Origin of the sequence: Micromonospora sp. CPCC 205739, from assembly GCF_036906795.1 — a bacterium.
In the GTDB taxonomy this organism is placed as follows: domain Bacteria; phylum Actinomycetota; class Actinomycetes; order Mycobacteriales; family Micromonosporaceae; genus Micromonospora.
The window spans coordinates 1-19,560 of the sequence record NZ_JBAKHS010000011.1; the positions used below are offsets into that span (position 1 = coordinate 1).

General features: G+C 72.6%; 18 protein-coding genes and 1 pseudogene. 9 read left to right on the forward strand and 10 right to left on the reverse strand.

Annotated features, from left to right (window positions below):
• Window positions 1-313: 313 nt before the first annotated feature.
• From V6U88_RS17680 to V6U88_RS17695, 4 genes are all read right to left on the reverse strand, one after another.
• A complete protein-coding gene (locus tag V6U88_RS17680; protein WP_334454351.1) occupies window positions 314-706 on the reverse strand; it encodes a VOC family protein in 393 nt (130 codons plus the stop codon).
• Between the two features lie 842 nt (window positions 707-1,548).
• Window positions 1,549-2,151, reverse strand: a complete 603-nt coding sequence (locus V6U88_RS17685) for a class I SAM-dependent methyltransferase (protein WP_334454353.1) — start codon at window positions 2,149-2,151, stop codon at window positions 1,549-1,551.
• Window positions 2,152-2,386: 235 nt separating this feature from the next.
• Window positions 2,387-2,866 (reverse strand): SRPBCC family protein, encoded by a 480-nt coding sequence (locus V6U88_RS17690; protein ID WP_334454703.1) that lies wholly within the window; start codon window positions 2,864-2,866, stop codon window positions 2,387-2,389.
• Window positions 2,863-3,225 (reverse strand): metalloregulator ArsR/SmtB family transcription factor, encoded by a 363-nt coding sequence (locus tag V6U88_RS17695; RefSeq protein ID WP_334454705.1) that lies wholly within the window; start codon window positions 3,223-3,225, stop codon window positions 2,863-2,865. The genes V6U88_RS17690 and V6U88_RS17695 overlap by 4 nt, the downstream gene beginning before the upstream one ends.
• Window positions 3,226-3,271: 46 nt before the next feature.
• Here V6U88_RS17695 and V6U88_RS17700 point away from each other — a divergent pair, with 46 nt between their 5' ends.
• A complete protein-coding gene (locus V6U88_RS17700) occupies window positions 3,272-3,580 on the forward strand; it encodes a hypothetical protein (protein ID WP_334454726.1) in 309 nt (102 codons plus the stop codon).
• Here V6U88_RS17700 and V6U88_RS17705 read toward each other — a convergent pair.
• Window positions 3,521-3,901, reverse strand: a pseudogene (locus V6U88_RS17705) (SAM-dependent methyltransferase); the annotation flags it as partial. The gene V6U88_RS17700 and the pseudogene V6U88_RS17705 sit on opposite strands and share 60 nt — an antisense overlap.
• Window positions 3,902-4,172: 271 nt before the next feature.
• Between V6U88_RS17705 and V6U88_RS17710 the strand changes: the two are divergent.
• Together V6U88_RS17710 and V6U88_RS17715 are read left to right on the forward strand one after the other, a co-directional pair.
• Complete coding sequence (locus tag V6U88_RS17710) at window positions 4,173-5,120, forward strand: SRPBCC family protein (protein WP_334454355.1); 948 nt, start codon at window positions 4,173-4,175, stop codon at window positions 5,118-5,120.
• 22 nt (window positions 5,121-5,142) lie between these two features.
• Complete coding sequence (locus V6U88_RS17715; protein WP_334454357.1) at window positions 5,143-6,315, forward strand: zinc-dependent alcohol dehydrogenase; 1,173 nt, start codon at window positions 5,143-5,145, stop codon at window positions 6,313-6,315.
• A 30-nt stretch (window positions 6,316-6,345) separates the two neighbouring features.
• Here V6U88_RS17715 and V6U88_RS17720 read toward each other — a convergent pair whose 3' ends face one another.
• The gene (locus tag V6U88_RS17720; protein WP_334454359.1) at window positions 6,346-7,824 is read right to left on the reverse strand and encodes a glutamate--cysteine ligase; all 1,479 of its coding nucleotides are present in this window, start codon (window positions 7,822-7,824) and stop codon (window positions 6,346-6,348) included.
• A gap of 163 nt (window positions 7,825-7,987) precedes the next feature.
• On the opposite strand from V6U88_RS17720, the gene V6U88_RS17725 reads away from it, so the two are divergent.
• Window positions 7,988-8,326, forward strand: a complete 339-nt coding sequence (locus tag V6U88_RS17725; RefSeq protein WP_334454361.1) for a DUF3817 domain-containing protein — start codon at window positions 7,988-7,990, stop codon at window positions 8,324-8,326.
• Here the strand turns inward: V6U88_RS17725 and V6U88_RS17730 are convergent.
• On the reverse strand, window positions 8,323-9,189 hold the full coding sequence (locus V6U88_RS17730; protein ID WP_334454363.1) for an alpha/beta fold hydrolase: 867 nt from the start codon (window positions 9,187-9,189) through the stop codon (window positions 8,323-8,325). The two genes, V6U88_RS17725 and V6U88_RS17730, sit on opposite strands and share 4 nt — an antisense overlap.
• A gap of 37 nt (window positions 9,190-9,226) precedes the next feature.
• Window positions 9,227-9,778: a hypothetical protein gene (locus V6U88_RS17735; RefSeq protein ID WP_334454707.1), complete on the reverse strand. Its 552-nt coding sequence runs from the start codon at window positions 9,776-9,778 to the stop codon at window positions 9,227-9,229.
• 144 nt (window positions 9,779-9,922) lie between these two features.
• On the opposite strand from V6U88_RS17735, the gene V6U88_RS17740 reads away from it, so the two are divergent.
• From V6U88_RS17740 to V6U88_RS17750, 3 genes are read left to right on the forward strand one after another with little or no spacing between them, the layout of a single operon-like run.
• Window positions 9,923-11,041: a baeRF2 domain-containing protein gene (locus V6U88_RS17740; RefSeq protein ID WP_334454365.1), complete on the forward strand. Its 1,119-nt coding sequence runs from the start codon at window positions 9,923-9,925 to the stop codon at window positions 11,039-11,041.
• Complete coding sequence (locus tag V6U88_RS17745) at window positions 11,034-12,794, forward strand: thiamine pyrophosphate-binding protein (RefSeq protein WP_334454367.1); 1,761 nt, start codon at window positions 11,034-11,036, stop codon at window positions 12,792-12,794. The genes V6U88_RS17740 and V6U88_RS17745 overlap by 8 nt, the downstream gene beginning before the upstream one ends.
• A gap of 50 nt (window positions 12,795-12,844) precedes the next feature.
• On the forward strand, window positions 12,845-13,897 hold the full coding sequence (locus V6U88_RS17750) for an iron-containing redox enzyme family protein (protein ID WP_334454369.1): 1,053 nt from the start codon (window positions 12,845-12,847) through the stop codon (window positions 13,895-13,897).
• Window positions 13,898-13,957: 60 nt separating this feature from the next.
• Here V6U88_RS17750 and V6U88_RS17755 read toward each other — a convergent pair whose 3' ends face one another.
• Complete coding sequence (locus V6U88_RS17755; protein WP_334454370.1) at window positions 13,958-14,188, reverse strand: CDGSH iron-sulfur domain-containing protein; 231 nt, start codon at window positions 14,186-14,188, stop codon at window positions 13,958-13,960.
• A gap of 232 nt (window positions 14,189-14,420) precedes the next feature.
• On the opposite strand from V6U88_RS17755, the gene V6U88_RS17760 reads away from it, so the two are divergent.
• Both V6U88_RS17760 and V6U88_RS17765 read left to right on the forward strand, forming a co-directional pair.
• Window positions 14,421-15,791, forward strand: a complete 1,371-nt coding sequence (locus tag V6U88_RS17760; protein ID WP_334454709.1) for a hypothetical protein — start codon at window positions 14,421-14,423, stop codon at window positions 15,789-15,791.
• A gap of 281 nt (window positions 15,792-16,072) precedes the next feature.
• Window positions 16,073-17,212, forward strand: coding sequence for a SigB/SigF/SigG family RNA polymerase sigma factor (locus V6U88_RS17765; RefSeq protein WP_334454372.1), 1,140 nt, complete (start codon window positions 16,073-16,075; stop codon window positions 17,210-17,212).
• A 267-nt stretch (window positions 17,213-17,479) separates the two neighbouring features.
• Here V6U88_RS17765 and ctaD read toward each other — a convergent pair whose 3' ends face one another.
• Entirely contained in the window at window positions 17,480-19,483 is a 2,004-nt protein-coding gene (gene ctaD / locus V6U88_RS17770) for an aa3-type cytochrome oxidase subunit I (protein ID WP_334454374.1), read from the reverse strand.
• Window positions 19,484-19,560: the final 77 nt, after the last annotated feature.

Below are 19,560 nucleotides of genomic sequence, written 5' to 3' on the forward strand. Positions count from 1 at the left end.
CCGCGTCCTCCGATGCTCGATCCACCTGGATTGTCGAGCCGGGAGGGCAACGCTACTTCGAGCAGAGCAAACCCCTCTTGAGCCTCTCCCCGCCCTGGGGCGACGCCCGGGCCGCGCAGGCCAAATGAGAGCCACACGACCAGCGTGGGCAGCCGAAATGAGAGCGACAGCCCGGGCGCCTCAACCGAAGCCTGGCCGGGCCACGGTCGCAGGTCAATGAAACAAGTAGCCGATGAGCGGGTACCTCGGGGCTGGTACGGGGCGCGGTGATCCGCCCGTGAGCAGCACCGTGGCCTTCGTCTGCGCGGCTCGATCAGCCGAGCTGAGTTGGTGTAGCCGTGGCCTCCCAGGTGGTCAGGCAGAACGGGTGGCCAGCCGGGTCGGCGTAGACGTAACACTGTTCGCTGTTGGGCTGGAAGTCGTGCTTTGTTGCTCCGGCAGCGAGCACGCGGGCCTCGGCGGCGTCTCGGTCCACGACCATGAAGTCGAGATGCATCATGATCGACGAGGTGGGGTCGGGCCAGGTGGGTGGCGTGTATCCGGGCACAGTCTGGAAGTTGATCCGCCCGGCCGGGCTCAGCACGCATGCCCAGCCGTCCCCGGCGTGTGTCAGGGTTCCGCCGGTGATGCTGGCGTAGAACTCCGCCAAGCCGACCGCGTCCGGGCAGTCCAGGGTGACCGCGCTGAGCCTGATCTCGTCGGACATGTCGCCTCCTGTGGTCCGGGCCGGCGGGTGCTAGGCGCCCGCACCGATACGACGACTAGCACGACGGCGCGCTCGACAAACTGAACGACGTAACCTAACCCACAACACGTTGGTCGAGCACGCTGATCTGCCGCGAACCGCGCCCTACGGCCTGTTACGGCAAGCGGATCTTACCGGCGGAGCGCCGTGCAGAACTGTGACGGTCAACCTCGATGACGACGTTCCCAGGCGTGGATGACTCGAAGCGTGGGATTGCGCTCTCGGGCGTGCGCAGGCGATCGGTCAGAAGGAAATCGGGCAAGGTGAACCCCGCTGCATGCTCGTGCTCTGACAGCACGAACGTTCCGCCCCGCCTCTCAGGCTGCCATCCGTGCTTCAGGGCGTAGCTGATGACGGCTCGTACCTCGGCCGATGCCGGATAGGCGCCGTCGGTCGCGCATGCTCCCCACGGTGCCGGCCGGGCGACCGACAGCAAATCTGCCTGGAGTGCCTGGCTCGTCTTCCCAGAGCCCCAGACCCGCAGGCGAATGCACCGGTGACAATCACCGCTGCCCCGTACGTGATGAATCTCCGCGCGCCATACGAAGGTCCGCGCGCCGATTCGCAGCTGCCGCAGTCGAGTCCGCACCTGGGTCACCTCGTCGTCGGATCTTTCCCGATCATCGGATGCCAGCCAACGTATTTGCCCGTGACACGTGCCGCTGATCGGGTCGCCGTCGGGTGCACGCTCCTGCCGCGATCCGATCGCTACGGGGGCGTGACGGCCTATCGCCGGCGCGCTGGTGGTCGACGGGCGGTCGTGCCGATGAGCGAGCACGGAGGCTCGCCGACTCAGCTCACCCTTAGGTTGCGATTGCCGCGATGGCGGCGTGCGGCCGTTGATTGCCATCGCTGGGCCGCTGCAGGCGCTCAACTTCCGTGAAGCCGGCTCGCGCCAGTCGCTCGGAGAACTCGTCGAGGGGCCAGCGATAGGCGGTCACGACCTTGTGGTCGAAGGCGGCGACCTCGTCACCTACGAAGAGACCAAGCACTAACGTTCCGGCCGGGGACATCGCTCGCCGGAACTCAGCGAGCACGCCGTCGAGATCTTGCGGTGGCAGGTGGATCAACGAGCCCCAGGCCAGGATGCCGGCGATGGAGTGGTTGGCAACGGCGAGATTTTCCATCGACCCGAGTTGGTAGCTACCGCTCGGGTGGGCTGTGCGCGCATGGGCGATGAACTCGGGGACCATGTCGATTCCCGTTGCATCGGCGCCCAGCGAGCGAAGGTAATCGGTGATATGGCCGGGCCCGCAGCCCAGATCGAGCACCGTGCCAGGTCGGCCCGCCAGATGCCGCCCGATGAAGGCGAGGTCGTCGGCGTGTACCTGCCGGCTTGTACCGAACAGCTCGATGTAGAGCTCCGCGACGGAGGCATATGCCTGCCGGACCTGCTCCATGGTCACCACGCGACTGTACGGGCTCTCGGATTGGCAGAGCAGGCCGGGCCAGCGCGGGGACGCGCGTCGATTCTCGCGGTGCCCGCATCCGGGCGATCCGAGGCAAGGTCGGATGATCTTACGGATCATGAATGCCGGCGTGGGCCGGCAGTAACGGCACGTCGCCCTCTAACGTTTCCTCGACCGTTGCGCCACTGTTCTGCCGCCGACCGCGCTAGCAAGCGTCATTCGACATGCGTCTCTATCGCTGCGCCTCGAAGTGCTCCTTCATCGCCGGGTAGTAGTCGTCGAAGTCCGGCGTCGGCTGTCCGGCGCGCGAGGCTACCAGCGCGTCGAGGTAGTACTCCCAGCCCGGTCCGATCTCGCCGACGCCCTCCGTACCGGTCAGGTGCTGCGTGAACCGAAGCTCGGTCACGCCCGCACTCTCGACCAGCACCAGGTCCAGGTGCCAGCCGCCGTGCTCGTCCACGGCGGAAACCGCTAGCCGGCGGGGCGGCTCGCACGCGTCGATGGTCATGTCCATCCAGGGTTTGCCCTCCTCGTGCACCATCTGGACCTTGATCGTGCGTCCCGGTGCTGCGTCGCCCTGCCACGGGCCGAACCAGCGTGCCGTGCGCGCCGGATCGGTGAGGCTCGCCCAGACGTCAGCCACGGGAGCGCGGAACGTGCGGGTCAGCACGAGGTCGTCGCCGAACAGTCGGCCGGTGGGTGTCGGGCTCATGCGGTCTCCTTCTGGGATGGGTGCCGCCCGGCGGCCGTGTGCCGCTCGCGGCGGGCGCGGTAGACCTCGGTCTCCAGCGCATCGAGGCGGTGCTGCCAGCCCGACGGGCGCATCAGCCGTCCCAGCCACCCTGCCAGCTCGTCGAGCGGCGCGGCGACCAGTGTGTAGACACGCCGACGTCCGTCGGCCGTGTCGCGTACCAGGCCGGCCTCGCGCAACACGCGCAGGTGACGGCTGACGGCCGGCCGGCTGATCACGAACCGGTCGGCGATCTGGCCTGCCGAGAGTGGTTCGTCGCGCAGCATCAGCAGGATCTCCCGCCGCACCGGATCGGCGATCGCGCCCGCTACCTCGTCCACGCCAGAAGCGTAACCAATAGGTTACGCTTCTGGCAACGTCGTGCGGGTGTTGCAGCAGCCACTCCTGCTGGCCCGCGCGCCAGGTGGACTCGAAGTCGTCCCATTCGCGCTGGTCGGCCGTGCTGAAGTGCAGGACTCGCCAGCCCAGGCGACGGGCGTGCTCGACGAGATCCGCGAGCGGCACGGTCTCCTCCCCGAAGATCTCGACAGCTTCGGCCGTTGGCTGGCGCTCCCAGTACGCCTCGCCGAACAGGAGCCGGCCACCGGGCCGCACGTACGCGGCGAGTGCGGTGAGGGCATCGGCCGTCCCGCCGAAGGCGTGCGAGGCGCCGACGCACAGGACCCGGTCGGCTGACTCCCGTGAGGTCGCCGCTTCCCCCTTGACGAACGTGACGTGCTCGTCCAGTGACCGGTCAGCCGCCAGTGCCCGCCCCCTCGCGAGAGCAGCCTGGTCGGTATCGATTCCCACGCCCGTCGTCATTGCTGCGCCGCGGACGCCTCCGGCGGCCACCGCCCTCAGCAGCAGCTCGCCCCACCCGCAGCCGAGGTCGAGCACGTGCGCGCCGGGCCAGATGTCGAGCCGTTGCAGGAGCAGAGCGGCATGCTCCTCCGACAACGGTGTGTTCCAGCGCATCCGGGCGTAGCGCAGGGCGGCGAGGTCGTCGGTCGTCTGCATCCGCTGAGGGTGCCAAGTCCCGATCGACGGCGCGACCCCGTTTCGCGACCAGCACGGCGACCGGCGGCCCCCGATCCCAGGACAGCGCGATCACGTCAAGCATTCGGAGGGACGCGACGTGGCGCCGGCCCGGCACCGCCGGAGATCCGTCCGGGTTTCGTATCGATTCAGGGTTCGTGGGGCGATTGGCGGGCATAGCGTCAGGCGTGGCGGCTTCCGGCCGCCGGGCCGTCCCGGTGGGCGGTCACGGCCGAGCGACGGTGGTGCGGACGTGGAGAAGACGGTCCCGACGGTGCTGGACGAGCTGGAAGGTAAGGGCCGGGGCACCGGGCTGCCCCGGCTGCTGGGCGTGGTGAGTCTCGCCCTCGGCGCGGGTGGCCTGCTCGCCCCGCGTGCGGTGGCCCGGCTGACCGGGGTGGACGACTCTCCGCACGCGGCGGGCGTCATCCCGGCGGTGGCCGCCCGCGAGCTCGGACACGCCGCCGGGCTGATCGCCGGGCGCCGCCCCGGCGGCTGGGCCTGGACCCGGGTGGCCGGGGACGCCGCCGACCTGACGCTGCTCGGCCGAGCCTTGGCCGACCGGCGCGGTGAGCGGCGCCGGCGGGTCGCCGTGACCACCGCCGTCGTGGCCGGCATCGCCGCCGTCGACCTGATCGCCGCGGTCCGCGCCGGCCGGGCCCGCCGGGCCCGGGAACGGCTGATCCTCATGGAGGTCGGCGTCACCGTCAACCGGCCGGCGTCGGAGGCGTACCGGTTCTGGCGGGACCTGGAGAACCTGCCCCGCTTCATGGCCCACCTCGAGTCTGTCCGCGCCGACGACCTGCGCCGCTCGCACTGGACCGCCCGCGGGCCCGCCGGCCGGCTGGTCGGCTGGGACGCCGAGATCGTCGAGGACCGTCCGGACGAGCTGATCGCCTGGCGCTCGCTGCCCGGCGCCCGAGTGCCCAACGCCGGCCGGGTCCGCTTCGTGCCGGCCCCCGGCAACCGGGGCACCGAGGTCCGGGTGGAGCTGGGGTACGCCCCGCCCGCCGGGCGGCTCGGCCGCGCGGTGGCGAAGCTCTTCGGCGAGGAGCCCGAGCAGCAGATCCGCGACGACCTGCGCCGGTTCAAGCAGGTGCTGGAGACCGGCGAGGTGGTCCGCTCCGACGCCAGTCCACAGGGGATCACCCTGCACCAGCAGCTCAAGCAACGTCCCGCCCAGCCGCTGCCCACCCGCTGAACGCCACCGGGAAGGAAAGACGATGAGAGCCACCACCTGGACGGGCAAGGACAGCGTCAAGGTCGTCAACGTCCCCGATCCCCGCATCCTGAACGCCCGGGACGCCATCGTGAAGATCAGCTCGACGGCGATCTGCGGGTCCGACCTGCACCTGTACCACGGCTACATCCCGGCCATGCGCAAGGGCGACATCCTCGGCCACGAGTTCATGGGCGAGGTGGTCGAGGTCGGCCCGGAGGTGGACAACCTCGCCGTCGGCGACCGGGTGGTGGTGCCGTTCCCCATCGCCTGCGGCAACTGCGCCTCCTGCCAGCAGGGCCGCTACTCGGTCTGCGAGAACTCCAACCCCAACGCCGGCATCGCCGAGAAGATCATGGGTCACTCGCCGGCCGGCATCTTCGGCTACAGCCACCTGCTCGGCGGGTACGCCGGCGGCCAGGCCGAGTACGCCCGGGTGCCGTTCGCCGACGTCGGCCCGATCAAGGTCCCCGACGAGGTGCCCGACGACCAGGCGCTGATGCTCGCCGACGTCTTCCCCACCGCGTACATGGGGGCGGAGATGTGCGACATCACGCCCGGTGACGTGGTCGCGGTCTGGGGCGCCGGGCCGGTCGGACTGCTCGCCGCCGCCAGCGCCCGGCTGCTCGGTGCGGAGCGGGTCATCGTCATCGACCGGTACCCGTACCGGCTGCGGCTCGCCGCCGAGCGGGCCGGCGCGGAGACGATCAACTACGAGCAGCTCGACGTGCTGGACGAGCTGAACCGGCTCACCGCCGGCCGGGGCCCGGACGCCTGCATCGACGCGGTCGGTCTGGAGGGGCACCACGGCAACGCCGCGATGTACGCCTACGACCGGGTGAAGCAGGCCGGCCGGGTGGAGACCGAGCGGCCCTTCGCGCTGCGCGAGGCGATCCTGGCCTGCCGCAGCGGGGGAGTGGTCTCGGTGATCGGGGCGTACGGCGGCGTCGTCGACAAGTTCCCGATGGGCGCGTTCATGAACCGCTCGCTGATCATGCGCACCGGGCAGTGCCACGTGCAGCGCTACACCCGGCCGCTGCTGGAGCGGATCGTGAAGGGCGAGATCGACCCGAGCTTCGTCGTCAGCCACCGGATGCCGCTGAAGGACGCGGCCAAGGGCTACAAGCTCTTCCAGAAGAAGCAGGACGACTGCACCAAGGTGGTGCTCAAGGTCTGACCGCCCGGGGGCGGCGGGAGGGTTCGCCGCTCAGGGCAGCGGCCACTCGTGCACCGGGCGGTTGCTGTGCATCAGGTCCACGTAGTGGCGGACCACCTCGCGCAGCGCTTCCGGCCGGTCCAGGTGGTCGGCGGACTCCAGCCGGTGCAGGGTCTCCACCTGCCAGGTCGCCCCGTTGCGCCCGGTCAGGCAGCGCTGCTCGATGATGCCGAGCAGCCGGTCCCGCTCGCCCGGGTCCAGCCCCCACCGGTCCAGCCCGTGGTACGCCAGCGGCAGCAGCCGCCGCAGCACCAGCTCGGTCACCGGCAGGTACCCCAGGCCCGGCCAGTAGACCTGCGCGTCGATGCCGTGCCGGGCGCAGTTGGTGAAGTTCTCCTCGGCGGCGCTGAACGACATCTGCGACCACAGCGGACGGTCCGACTCGGCCAGGGCCCGGACCAGCCCGAAGTAGAAGGCGCCGTTGGCGACGGTGTCCAGCACCGTCGGCCCGGCCGGCAGGACACGGTTCTCCACCCGCAAGTGCGGGCGGCCCTTGAGCACGTCGTAGACCGGCCGGTTCCACCGGTAGACGGTGCCGTTGTGCAGCCGCAGCTCGGCCAGCTTCGGCACCCCACCCGCGGCGAGCGCCTCGGCCGGGTCCTCCGGATCGCAGACCGGCAGCAGCGCCGGGAAGTAGCGGACGTTCTCCTCGAACAGGTCGAAGACGCTGGTGATCCAGCGTTCGCCGAACCAGACGCGGGGGCGTACCCCCTGGGCCTTGATCTCCTCCGAGCGGGTGTCGGTGGCCTGCTGGAACAGCGGGATGCGGGTCTCCCGCCACAGCTCCCGGCCGAAGAAGAGCGGCGAGTTCGCGCCGAGGGCCACCTGGATCCCGGCGACCGCCTGGGCGGCGTTCCAGTAGTCGGCGAACTGCGCCGGGCTGACCTGGAGGTGGAACTGGGTGCTGGTGCACGCCGCCTCCGGCGTGATGGTGTCCGCGGTGGTCGTCAACCGCTCCACCCCGTTGATGGAGATCCGCAGGTCCTCGCCGCGGGCGGCGAAGATCTGCTCGTTGAGCAGCTCGTAGCGCGGGTTGGTCGACAGGGTCTCGGCGGTGAGGTGCTCCGGGCGCAGGGTGGGCAGGATGCCGATCATCACCATGTGGGCGCCGACGGTGCGGGCCTTCTGCTCCGCCGCGTTCAGGCTGGCCCGCACGTGCTCCTCGAACTCGGCGGTGCCGGTGCCGACCAGCCGGCGGGGCGCCACGTTGATCTCGACGTTGAACTGCCCCAGCTCGGTCTGGAAGCTGGGGTCGGCGACGGCGGCCAGCACGTCGGCGTTGCGCATCGCCGGCATCGAGTCCTCGTCGACCAGGTTCAGCTCGATCTCCAGCCCGGTCATCGGCCGTTCGACGTCGAAGCGCGACTCGCGCAGCATCTCGGCGAAGACGTCCAGGCACCGGCGCACCTTCTCGCGGTAGCGGGCCCGGTCCTCTCGGCTGAAGGTCCGCGCACCGACGTCTTCGCCCATGGTCACCACCCTGTCACCGTTGGCTCCCCCAAACCTCGCACGTCCCGGGGCGGGTGGGGAAGACCCGAAGGACTCTTACCTACCCATTCGCGGCCTCCGTGATCCCCGTCGCCTCCGGTGCGATTGCGCCGGGCGGGCCGACCCGGCTGGCTAGCATGGCCCAATGCGTGAGAAGACGACCCGGCTCTTCGTGGCGGCGGCGATCGCCGAGGCGTGCTCCTGGCTGGCCCTGCTGGTCGGCATGGCGGTTAAGTACGGCCCGCCGGACAACGAGATCGGCGTCAAGATCTTCGGGCCGATCCACGGCGGGCTCTTCGTCGCCTACGGGCTGCTGGTGCTGGTGATGGCCCGTACCCACCGGTGGAGCCTGCTCGTCACCGCCGTGGCGCTGATCAGCGCCGTGCCGCCGTTCGCCACCCTGTTCTTCGAGCGCTGGGCCCGGCGGCGGGGCATGCTGCGCACCGTCCCCGAGCCGGCCCGCCCGCTCACCCCGGTCGGCTAGCCCTCGGCCGCCAGGAACGCACCCAGCACGGCGGCGAGCTGCTCCGGCGCCTCCTCGGCCAGGTGGTGCCCGGAGTCGACGGACGCCACCCGCAGGTCCGGTGCCCACCGCCGCCAGATCGCGGCCGGGTCGCCGTACAGCTCCTCCATGTCGTCGCGGGTGGAGAAGCAGAACAGCACGGGGCAGGCGATCCGCCGCCCGGCGGCCCGGTCGGCCTCGTCGGCCGCCCGGTCCGGACCAAGACCGGCCCGGTAGTCCTCGCACATCGCGTGCACCGTCGCCGGATCGTGGATGGCCCGGTGGTAATCGGCGTACGCCTCCTCGCCCATCTCGGCGGGGGAGCCGCCATACCAGGCGTCCGGATCGGCGTTGATCACCCGCTCGGCCGGCTTCTCCGACTGGGCCAGGAAGAACCAGTGCCACCAGCGGGCGGCGAAGCGGGAGTCGCAGCGGGCCAGCGCCTCACCGATCGGCACGCCGTCGAGGACGCCGAGCCGGCTGACCCGGCCCGGGTGGTCCAGCGCCGTCCGCATCGCCACGTAACAGCCCCGGTCGTGCCCGACCACCGCCGCCCGGTCGTGGCCGAGGGCGTCGAGCAGGCCGACCACGTCCGCGGCCATCGCCCGCTTCGCGTACCCGGCGTGGTCGGGGCCGCCCGGCGGCTTCGACGAGCCGCCGTAACCGCGCAGGTCCGGGCAGATCACGGTGAACCGGTCGGCGAGCAGCGGCGCGACCCGATGCCAGGTGGCGTGGGTACGGGGGTGCCCGTGCAGCAGCACCACCGGCGGGCCGGACCCACCGTGCCGCACGCGCAGCCGCACCGGGCCCACGTCGAGGTGTTCCAGGGTGAAACCGGGAAACATGTCTCCCGGTGCCCGGCCCGGTAGGCGGGGAAACGTGTCAGCCGGTGACCACCGAGCAGGCCGCCACGCCGGCGAGCAGCACCGCGCCGAGCAGCGCCTGGAGCAGCAGCGGCGGGCCCAGGTGCGACCAGAGGGTCGCGGTGCGCGGGGTCAGCAGCTGCCCGGTGGTGACGTTGACGATCCGCTCCACCCGGGGCGGCAGGTCCGCGTCGGCCTGCCGGCGCAGGGTCAGCTGCACGTGGTCGGCCGGGTGCAGCGCGCTCTGCGGCAGGTGGCCGTGCAGCTCCACCTCGTAGAGCAGGCCCGCGGCGTCGCGTACCCGCAGCGGGGTGACCAGGAACTCGGGGCCCTTCTTCAGATCCTTCCAGCCGCGCCGGGCGCCGCCACCCCCGCCGGTGGAGAGCAGGCTGCGTACCAGCAGCATCAGCAGCCCCACCACGCTCGCCGCGGTCAGCACCGCGACCAGCACCGGCTGGCCGATACGCACCTCGCGGGGATACCCCTCCAGCAACCGGACAACCCGCCCGGTGAGGATCCGCTGCGTCGGATGGACGACGCGGAGCCGGAGATCGCTGTCCATGGCCACCACCGAGAGTCCGGGAACGTGCACTGATGGTAGCGGTCGGCCCGGTCGAACGACGTGAATGAACCCCGGCCACGCGGTGGTGCCGGCGAGGTGACATCGCCGGTGGCGCGGGTAAGCGGGCGGCCGAGCTGGAAAGGGGTCTCGAGCATGCAGCTGTCCTTCCTGCGCCCGCTCTACGACCGTCCCGGGCCGTGGTGCTCGGTCTACCTGGACGCCTCCAGGGACACCCACGACGCCCATCCCCAGGTGGACCTGCGCTGGCGGGCCCTCAAGGGGAGCCTGCTGGAGCAGGGCGCCGACCCGGTGACCGTGGAGGCGGTCGGGCGGGCGGTGCGCGGGCACGACCCGATGCCCGGTGACTACGGCGTGGCGATCTTCGCCGCCGGTGGCCGGGTGGTGCTCACCGAGTACCTCAGCGCGCCGCCGTTCAATGACCTGGCCGTCTGGTCCACACTGCCGCACACCATGCCGCTGGTCGCCCAACGGGGCGAGCAGATCGCCTGGGTCCGGGTGCTGGCCGACCGGACCGGCGCCGAGGCGATCGCGATCAGCGCCGGTGGGGTACCCCGCCGGGCGCAGGTCAGCGGCCGGGAGAGCAACCAGCTGCGCCGGGTCCAGCCGGGCGGCTGGTCGCAGTCGCGCTACCAGCGCTCCGCCATGGAGGCGTGGCACCACAACGCCGGCGACGCCGTCGCGGCCACCGTCCAGCTGGCCGAGAAGGTCGGCGCGGAGGTGGTGGTGCTGGCCGGGGACATCCGGGCCACCGGCATGATCGCCGCCCAGATGCCGAATCGCTGGCAGGACGTGATGGTGCGTACCGACGCGGGCGCGCGCGCCGGCGGCGCCGACCCGCAGGCGATGGACGACATCACCGTGCAGACCATCGCCGAGGTCGCCGACCGGCACGTCACCGCCGCCCTCGAGCGCTTCGGGATGCAGGAGGACGTCGGCGCCGGACTGGAGGCCGTGGTGGCCGCCCTGCAGCGCAACCAGGTCGACACGATGCTCATCGTCGACGACCCGTCGGCGAACGGCGAGCTCTGGATCGGCCCGGAGCCGACCGACATCGCCACCGAGCCGGGGCAGCTCGCCGCCGTGCGCGACCCGCAGCGGGTCCGCGCCGACGCGGCCCTGCTCCGCGCCCTGGTCGGCACGGACGCCGAGCTGGCCGTGCTCGCCCCGGACGAGGCGCCCGACCTGACCGACGGCGTCGGCGCGGTGCTGCGCTACGTCGACGCCGGCACCCCCGGGCGGGGCAATGGCTGACCGGACCGTTGCGGACCTGGTGGTGGACCGGCTGCGGGCCTGGCGGGTGCCGCGCGCCTTCGGCTACCCCGGGGTGGCCATCGCCCCGCTGGTCGCGGCGCTGGACAACGCCGGGGGCGACCCGGAGTTCGTGCCGGCCCGCCACGAGGAGACCGCCTCCTTCATGGCGACCGGGCACGCCAAGTTCACCGGCGGGATCGGCGTCTGCCTGGCGACCCAGGGCCCCAGCGCGGTACACCTGCTCAACGGCCTGTACGACGCCAAGCTGGACAGCAAGCCGGTGGTGGCGATCGTCGGGGAGGACGTCGTCGGCCCGCTGGGCGGCGCGCACGAGGAGATCGGGCTGAGTCGGCTCTTCGGCGACGTCTGCAACCAGTTCGTCCGCTACGGCCGCTCCCCGCGGCAGGTGACGGGCCTGCTGGACCAGGCGTTCCGGACCGCCGCCGCCACCCGCAGCCCCACCTGCGTGGTGCTGCCCCGCGAGTTGCAGGAGACCGCCGTACCCGATCTCCAGCCGCAGGCCGGGGTGATGACCGCGACGCCGGGGGAGCCGCTGGCCCGGGTGCTGCCGCACGACGCGGACTTGGACGCCGCGGCGTCGCTGCTCACCATCGGGCAGCGGGTGGCGATCCTGGTCGGCCAGGGGGCCCGGGGCGCGGAGGACGAGATCGTGGCGCTGGCCGACCGGCTCGGCGCCGGGGTGGCCAGCTCGCTGCTGGGCAAGCCGGTGCTGGACGAACGGCTGCCCTTCCACACCGGGGTGCTCGGCGAGGTCGGCACCACGGCCGCCGCCCAGCTCATGGGCGGAGCCGACACGCTGCTGCTGGTCGGCACCAACAACCCGTGGACCGAGTACTTCCCGATGGACGGGCAGACCCGGACCATCCAGATCGACATCGACGGGCGACGGATCGGCAGCCGCCTCCGGGTGGACGTGCCGCTGGTCGGTGACGCCGCCGAGACGCTGCGCGCGCTGCTCACCCGGGTACGCGACGAACCGAACCGGCAGTGGCGTGCCACCGTCGAGGGTTCGGTGGACCGGTGGTACGCCGAGGCCCTGTCCCGGGTCGAGGCGTCCGCCCAGCCGGTCAACCCGCAGCTGGTGCTGCACGAGCTCTCCAGCCGGCTGCCCCGCCGCAGCGCGGTCGCCGTCGACGTGGGCTCGGTGATCTACTGGTACGCCCGCCACCTGGAGCTGCCGCCCGGGGTGAACGCGCAGCTCTGCGGCACCCTCGGCTCGATGGGCTGCGCGCTGCCGTACGCGGTCGCCGCCAAGCTCGCCCACTCCGATCAGCCGGTGCTCGCGCTGCTCGGGGACGGGGCGATGCAGCTCAACGGCCTCGCCGAGCTGATCACCGTGGCGCAGCGCTGGCACGAGTGGGCCGATCCACGGCTGGTGGTGCTGGTGCTCAACAACCGCGACCAGTCCGGCATGGGCGGCGGCCGACAGGTCAGCGGGCCGGTCGCCAATCGCCGCCCCGACGTGCCGTACGCCGGGTGGGCCCGGCTGCTGGGGCTGCACGGCGTGCGGGTCGACCGGCCCGACCTGATCGGTGCGGCCTGGGACGAGGCGCTCGCCGCGGACCGGCCGTGCGTGCTGGAGGCGGTGGTGGACCCGGAGGTGCCGCTGAACCCGCCGGAACCGGCGCTGGCCGACCTGCGGGGGGTCTTCGCCGACGGCGACGCCTCGCGCCGGGTCCGCGAACACATGATGGAGGCTCGCAGGACCGTGGAGGCGGAGGACCTCGTTTAGTCGTACCGGGCCAGGGCATCAGGAGATCCCGTCCGCTTGCAGGAGGTCCGATGTCCGACGCCGCCGACCGCCGCTACGGGCCCGCGCCGCTGCCGCAGCCCCGGGGCCCGGTCTCCACCGCCGTGGTCGAGGCGCTGCGGCGGCCGCCGCACGACCTGCCGGCGGGGTTGGGCGCGGAGTTCGGCACGGCGGACCCCGTCGCCGACGAGGACCTGCAGCTGACCCTCTTCCTCTGCTACGAGCTGCACTACCGCGGCTGGCAGGGGGTCGACGAGGACTGGGAGTGGCAGCCGTCGTTGCTGGCGCTGCGGTCCGTCGCCGAGCGGGCCTTCGAGGCGGCCCTGCGCCGGCTGGCCGGCCCGTTGCCGGCGGTGCTGCCGGGCGGGGTGCCGCGGGCGCTGGCCGACCTGGTGGCCGCCGACGACGGTCCGTCGCTGGCCGCCGCGTTGCAGCGGCGGGCGACGCTGGCGCAGTTCCGCGAGTTCGTCACCCACCGGTCGATCTACCACCTGCGGGAGGCCGACCCGCACAGCTGGGGGCTGCCCCGGCTCGGCGGCCCGGCGAAGGCCGCGCTGGTGGAGATCCAGATGGACGAGTACGGCAACGGCCGGCTGGACCGGATGCACGCCGAGCTGTTCCGCCGCACCCTCGACCGGCTCGGCCTGGACACCGGGTACGCCGCGTACCTCGACCGGGTGCCCGCGGTCACCCTGGCCACCAACAACCTGATCTCGCTGTTCGGGTTGCACCGGCGCCTGCGCGGCGCGCTCCTGGGCCACCTGGCCGCCTTCGAGATGACGTCCTCGCTGCCCAACCGCCGGTACGGCAACGGGCTGCGCCGACTGGGCCTGGACGAGGTGGCCACCCGCTTCTACGACGAGCACGTCGAGGCGGACGCGGTGCACGAGCAGATCGCCGCGCACGACCTCTGCGGCGGACTGGTCCGCACCGAGCCCGGCCTCGCCGTCGACGTGCTGTTCGGCGCGGCCGCCGCCCTGGCCGTGGACCGGCTCTTCGCCGCCCACCTGCTGGACAGCTGGGCGGCCGGCAGCTCGTCGCTGCGGACCGCCGACGAGCCGTCCCGGGTGGCCGTGGCCGCCTGAGGCCGTCCGGCAGCGCATCGGGACGACGCCCGGGTCACCGCCCCTGCTCCCGCCCCCGGGTCAGCCTTCCCGGTCGGTGCCCGCGCGGAAGTTCACCGCCTTGTGCGTGCCGTCGCAGAACGGCTTCAGCGCCGACTTGCCGCAGCGGCACAGCGCCACCGTGCCCCGCCGGGTGTCGATGCTGCGCCCGTCGGGGGTGACCAGGGCGAAGTCGCCCCGGACCAGCAGCGGTCCGTCCTCGTAGGGGGTGATGGTGGCCGCCGCGTCGGCGGTGGGGTGCTCGGCGCTCATGGGTCGGATGTGCCCCTGGCGGCCCGGCCGAAACGCGCGCGTCCGGCGGACGCCGGTGGGCGGCGACTCACCCGAGGGCCCCCGACCGGCGTACCGCCGTCCGGCCGACCATTGCCCCCAATGCCCGTTTAGACCCCATCCGGACGGGAAGCCGGGCCGCGTGGTGAGCGAACGAGGCAAGGTGGGGCCGGTGCCCAAGGTGCTGAAGGGGCTGACGGCCGACGGAGCGGGCATGGCCGGAGACCGGGTCGTCGCCGCGGGCAGTACCGCCCGGGTGCTGGTCGCGGCCACCGCCCGGGCGCTGAGCGGCGCCGACTGCGCCGACCTGGGCCAGCCGACCTCGCTGTCCCGGTTCACCGCCGCGCCCGAGCCGGTCCGCCGCGCCGCCGCCGTGCGGGCCGCCGGGCGGGTCGCGCTCACCCCGGAGCAGGCCGCCGAGGTCGACGCCGAGCGGGTGGCCCGGTGGTTCGTCGACCAGTACCCCCGTCGCCGCTACCCCGGGGTGGTGCTGGGCTCCCCGCACGCCGCGGCGGCGCACCTGGCGGTCGCCCTCGGCGTACCGTGGCTGCCCGCCGGCTTCGAGATGACCGCGCACTGGTCCCGGGGCGCGGTGGACCGGCCCCGCGCGGCCCTGGACCACGGCGCGGCGCTCGCCGCCCGGGTGCTGGCCGGCAACCCGGGCCTGCACCTGCGGCAGGTGCACTGCCCGGCCAGCCGGGGCGCGCTGGCGGGCGCGACGGTCGCGCTGGTCGCCCGGTGGCAGGCCCTGCCCCGCGCGTACGCCCGGTTCCTGACCGACCGCCTCGACCCCGCCGCCGGACTGCTCGTGGTCCGCGACGCCCGCACCTGGCCGGTCAGCGACGAGGGGCAGGGGCACAGCTTCCAGCTCGGCTGTCCGAGCAGTGGCCTGGAGCCGGTGGACTTCCACCCCGACTCGCACGCGTTGCGCCAGGTGCTCCGGTCGGCCGGCGGCGACGGCGGGCACTGGGAGCCGCCGGAGGTCTCCGCCGCCGGGGAGCACGCCGAGCACGGGGTGGAGCCCGGCTTCGTCGACGGGGCGCGGCACTGGGGCCGGCGGCACGGCCACGAACTGCACGAGGTGTCCGTTCCGCAGCCCACGGCGTTGAGCGCGGCCGTGGCCGACCTCTACCGGCGCTGGTTGCGGGGGGCCGGCAAGACCGGCGACCGGCTGGTGGTCGAGTGCGGCCGGCTGCTCGACCCGTGGCAGGTGGTGCGGGCGGGGCTGGTGCCCTACTGGTGCGAGAACGCCACCCGGCGCAGCGTCGACGGGGTGGAGTGGTGGCTGGCCGGCAGCGAGCCGTTCAGCTCGGTGGACGTGCTGCCGGAGTCGCCGGGGATGCGCTCGCCCGCCCTGGCCGGACTGCCCCAGTGGCTCGCCGTGGCCGCGTTCGGCCGCCGGCGCCGGGCGCTGGACCGCACCGCCGCCCGCGGCTACCCGGTCGCGCCGGTCCCCACCCGCCGCGCCACCGAGGTACTCCGCAACCAGGCGTACGACCTGCCCGTTCCGCCCCCGCTGAAGATGGGTGAAACGGTCGCCGCGCTACGAGAGGACGGTGCCCCGTTGGGCCTGGCCGTGACCTGAATCCGGGCGAAAACGCCGACGCCCGGCGGTTTCCCGGCGACCCGCCGGACGGAGCTGACGAAACATCCTCGCGAACCCGCGGTCGCGTGATTGAGTACCTACGGAGCGGGAACACCGCTCGCTGCGACGGCCCGACCACGGCGTGCAGCGTGCGCCGTCGCTCTCGCGCGTCCGGTGACACCGGCGCGGCACGTGACCCAACTTCCGGCCCGGTGCGTGGCCCGACCACGCGCACGACCGGCTCCCATTCCGGGCGGGGGACCTTCCTGAGGGAGGCGCGGATGTTCGGACAGACCACCACGACCACACCACCGCCGACGGAACGCGGCCTGGAGGACCTGGACGCGGCCGCCCTGGCGTACGCGGCCCGGATCGCGGGCCTGCCACCCGAGCGCCGGCAGGAGGCCCGCGACGACCTCGTCCGGTTCGCCCTGCCCTTCGCCGGCCGGCTGGCCCGCCGCTACCGGGGGCGCGGCGAGCCGCTGGAGGACCTGGAGCAGGTGGCCCGCCTCGGCCTGGTCAACGCCGTCGACCGGTACGACCCCGAGCGGGGGTCCTTCACCGCGTACGCGGCGATCACCATCGTCGGCGAGATCAAGCGGCACTTCCGGGACCGCACCTGGGGGGTGCACGTGCCCCGCCGGCTGCGCGACCTGATCCTGGAGGTCGGGCAGGCCACCGCGGCGCTGACCAGCGAGCTGTCCCGGGCGCCGAGCGTGGCGGAGCTGGCCCAGCGGCTGGAGACCCCGGAGGAGGAGATCCTCGCCGCCCTGGAGTCGGCCGCCGGCTACAGCCCGGCCTCGCTGAACGCGCCGGTGGGCGGGGAGAGCTCGGCCGAGTTCGGTGACCTGGTCGGCGAGTCGGACAACGCGCTGGAATCGGTCGACGACCGGGTGACGGTCAGCGGCCTGCTGCACCGGCTGCCCTGGCGGGAACGGCGCATCCTCGCGATGCGGTTCTACGGCAACCAGACCCAGGCGGAGATCGCCGCCCGGTTCGGCATCTCCCAGATGCACGTCTCCCGGCTGCTGTCCCGGGCGCTGACCTGGCTGCGTCAGGCGATGCTCGCCGACGCCCCGCCGCCCTGGCAGAACGGCGCCGCGGAGTGCGAGACCGGCCGCAACCGGATCGCGCTGAAGCGCACCGGCGACCGGGTGGTGGTGGAGGTGGGCGGCGAGATCGACCGGGACGGCGCCGACCAGTTGCGCCGGGTGATGCTGGAGGCGGTAACCGGCCAGCCCCGCGAGGTCGTGGTCGACCTGGACGGCGCCGGCGGTGTCGACGCCGGTGGGATCGCCGCCCTGATGGCCGGGCGGGACGCGGCGGCACGCACCGGCGTCCCGCTGCGGCTGACCCGGGTGCAACCCGCGGTACGCCGCTCGCTCACCGCCGCCGGCCTGCCCGCCACGGCCGACGCCTGAACCGCGCCGCCCGCAGCAGCGGGGCCAGCACCCTTCTCGGCCTGGCCCCGCCGGCTCGGATTCCAGCTCCTCGACTCGGTCCCGTTGGCTGGCGGGCGTTGGCCGCTATGCGCGTAGATCTTGGACAGTTGTCGTTCGCTGCGAACGACAACTGTCCAAGATTCCGCTGGGTGGTGGCCGGGAGCGGCAAGGAGCGACGCGAGGGGCCGCCGCCACCGGGACGCGGGGGCGGTGGCGTACGTGGGCGCCGACGCGGTGCGGGGTCGGTCAGTGTTCCTCGGTGTCGCCCTTGCTGTGCGGGTGCCGCCAGCGCTCGTTCGCCTTGGGCTCCACCTGGGCGTCGAGCGGGTTCTCCTCCGGCTCGTCGGTCTGGTCGAAGCTGGGCCGGCGCACCTGCTCCGGCTCCGGGACCTCGACCGGCCGGGCCCCGGACTGCGGGGCGGGCTGGTAGGCCATCGCCTCCCGCGCGCCGTGGGCGCCCTCGGCCGCCGGCGACTCCGGCACGTGCCGTTCGTGCCGCATCTCCTCGTGGAACTCCTGCGCCGGGCGGGTGGTGCGCTGCGGCAGATCGCGGCCGAGGTCGGCGACGAGCGGGCCGTACTTGGCGTCGAAGGCGGGGCGCTCGGAGCGGATCCGGGGCATCCGGTCGAAGTTGCGCAGCGGGGGCGGGCAGGTGGTCGCCCACTCCAGGGAGTTGCCGAAGCCCCAGGGGTCGTCCACGGTCACCTTGGCCCCGTACCGCCAGGACTTCCAGACGTTGTGGATGAAGAACAACGTGGACGCGCCGAGCACGAACGAGCCGACGCTGGAGATCATGTTGAGCGTGGTGAAGCCGTCGGTGGGCAGGTAGTCGGAGTAGCGGCGGGGCATCCCCTCGCTGCCGAGCCAGTGCTGCACCAGGAAGGTGGCGTGGAAACCGAGGAACATGGTCCAGAAGTGGATCTTGCCGAGCCGCTCGTCGAGCAGCCGGCCGGTCATCTTCGGGAACCAGAAGTAGGCCCCACCGAAGGCCGCGAACACGATGGTGCCGAAGAGCACGTAGTGGAAGTGCGCCACCACGAAGTACGTGTCGGTGGTGTGGAAGTCCGCCGGCGGGCTGGCCAGCAGCACCCCGGTGAGGCCGCCGAGCAGGAAGGTGACCAGGAAGCCGATGGCGAAGAGCATCGGCGTTTCGAAGGTGAGCTGCCCCTTCCACAAGGTGCCGATCCAGTTGAAGAACTTCACCCCGGTCGGTACGGCGATCAGGTAGCTGAGAAAGCTGAAGAAGGGCAGCAGCACCTGGCCGGTGGCGAACATGTGGTGCGCCCAGACGGTCATCGACAGCACGGTGATCGCGATGGTGGCGAGCACCAGACCGGTGTAGCCGAAGATCGGCTTGCGGGCGAAGACCGGGATGATCTCGGTGATGATGCCGAAGAACGGCAGCGCGATGATGTAGACCTCGGGGTGGCCGAAGAACCAGAACAGGTGCTGCCAGAGCATCGGCCCGCTGGTCGCCGGGTCGAAGACGTGCGCGTTGAGCAGCCGGTCGGCGGCGAGGGCGAAGAGCGCGGCGGCCAGCAGCGGGAAGACCAGGATCACCAGGACGCTGGTCAGCAGCAGGTTCCAGGTGAAGATCGGCATCCGGAACATGGTCAGGCCCGGGGCGCGCAGAGTCAGGATCGTGGTGATCAGGTTGACCGCGCCGAGGATGGTGCCCAGGCCGGAGAGGGCCAGACCGACCACCCACAGGTTGGCGCCGACGCCCGGCGAATGCTCGGCGGTGCTCAGTGGGGTGTACGCCGTCCAGCCGAAGTCGCCCGCCCCGCTCGGGGTGGCGAATCCGGCGACCACCATGCCCCCGCCGAACAGGTAGAGCCAGTACGCCAGGGCGTTGAGCCGGGGGAACGCGACGTCGGGCGCGCCGATCTGCAACGGCACCACGTAGTTGCCGAACCCGAACACCAGTGGCGTCGCGAAGAGCAGCAGCATGATCGTGCCGTGCATGGTGAACATCTGGTTGTACTGCTCGGGGGAGAGGAGCTGCAGGTTCGGCCGCGCCAGCTCGGCCCGGATCAGCAGCGCCAGCACCCCGCCGATGAGGAAGAAGATGAACGAGGTCGACAGGTACAGCAGACCGATCTGCTTGGCGTCGGTCGTCCCGAGCAGCTTGATCAGCTTGGCGCCCGGCAGCGCCGGCCGGACCGGGCCTGGGTAACCGCCGAACCGCGCCGGCGCCAGGACCGCCGGCCCCCGGTCTCGCGCCGGCTCCGTGGGTACCCCTCTGGGCATCGGCTCTCACCCCGTCGTCACGACAGAAAGGACGGGCGTGACTTGCCCGCCCCTCCGACCATGTAACCAGGCGAAAG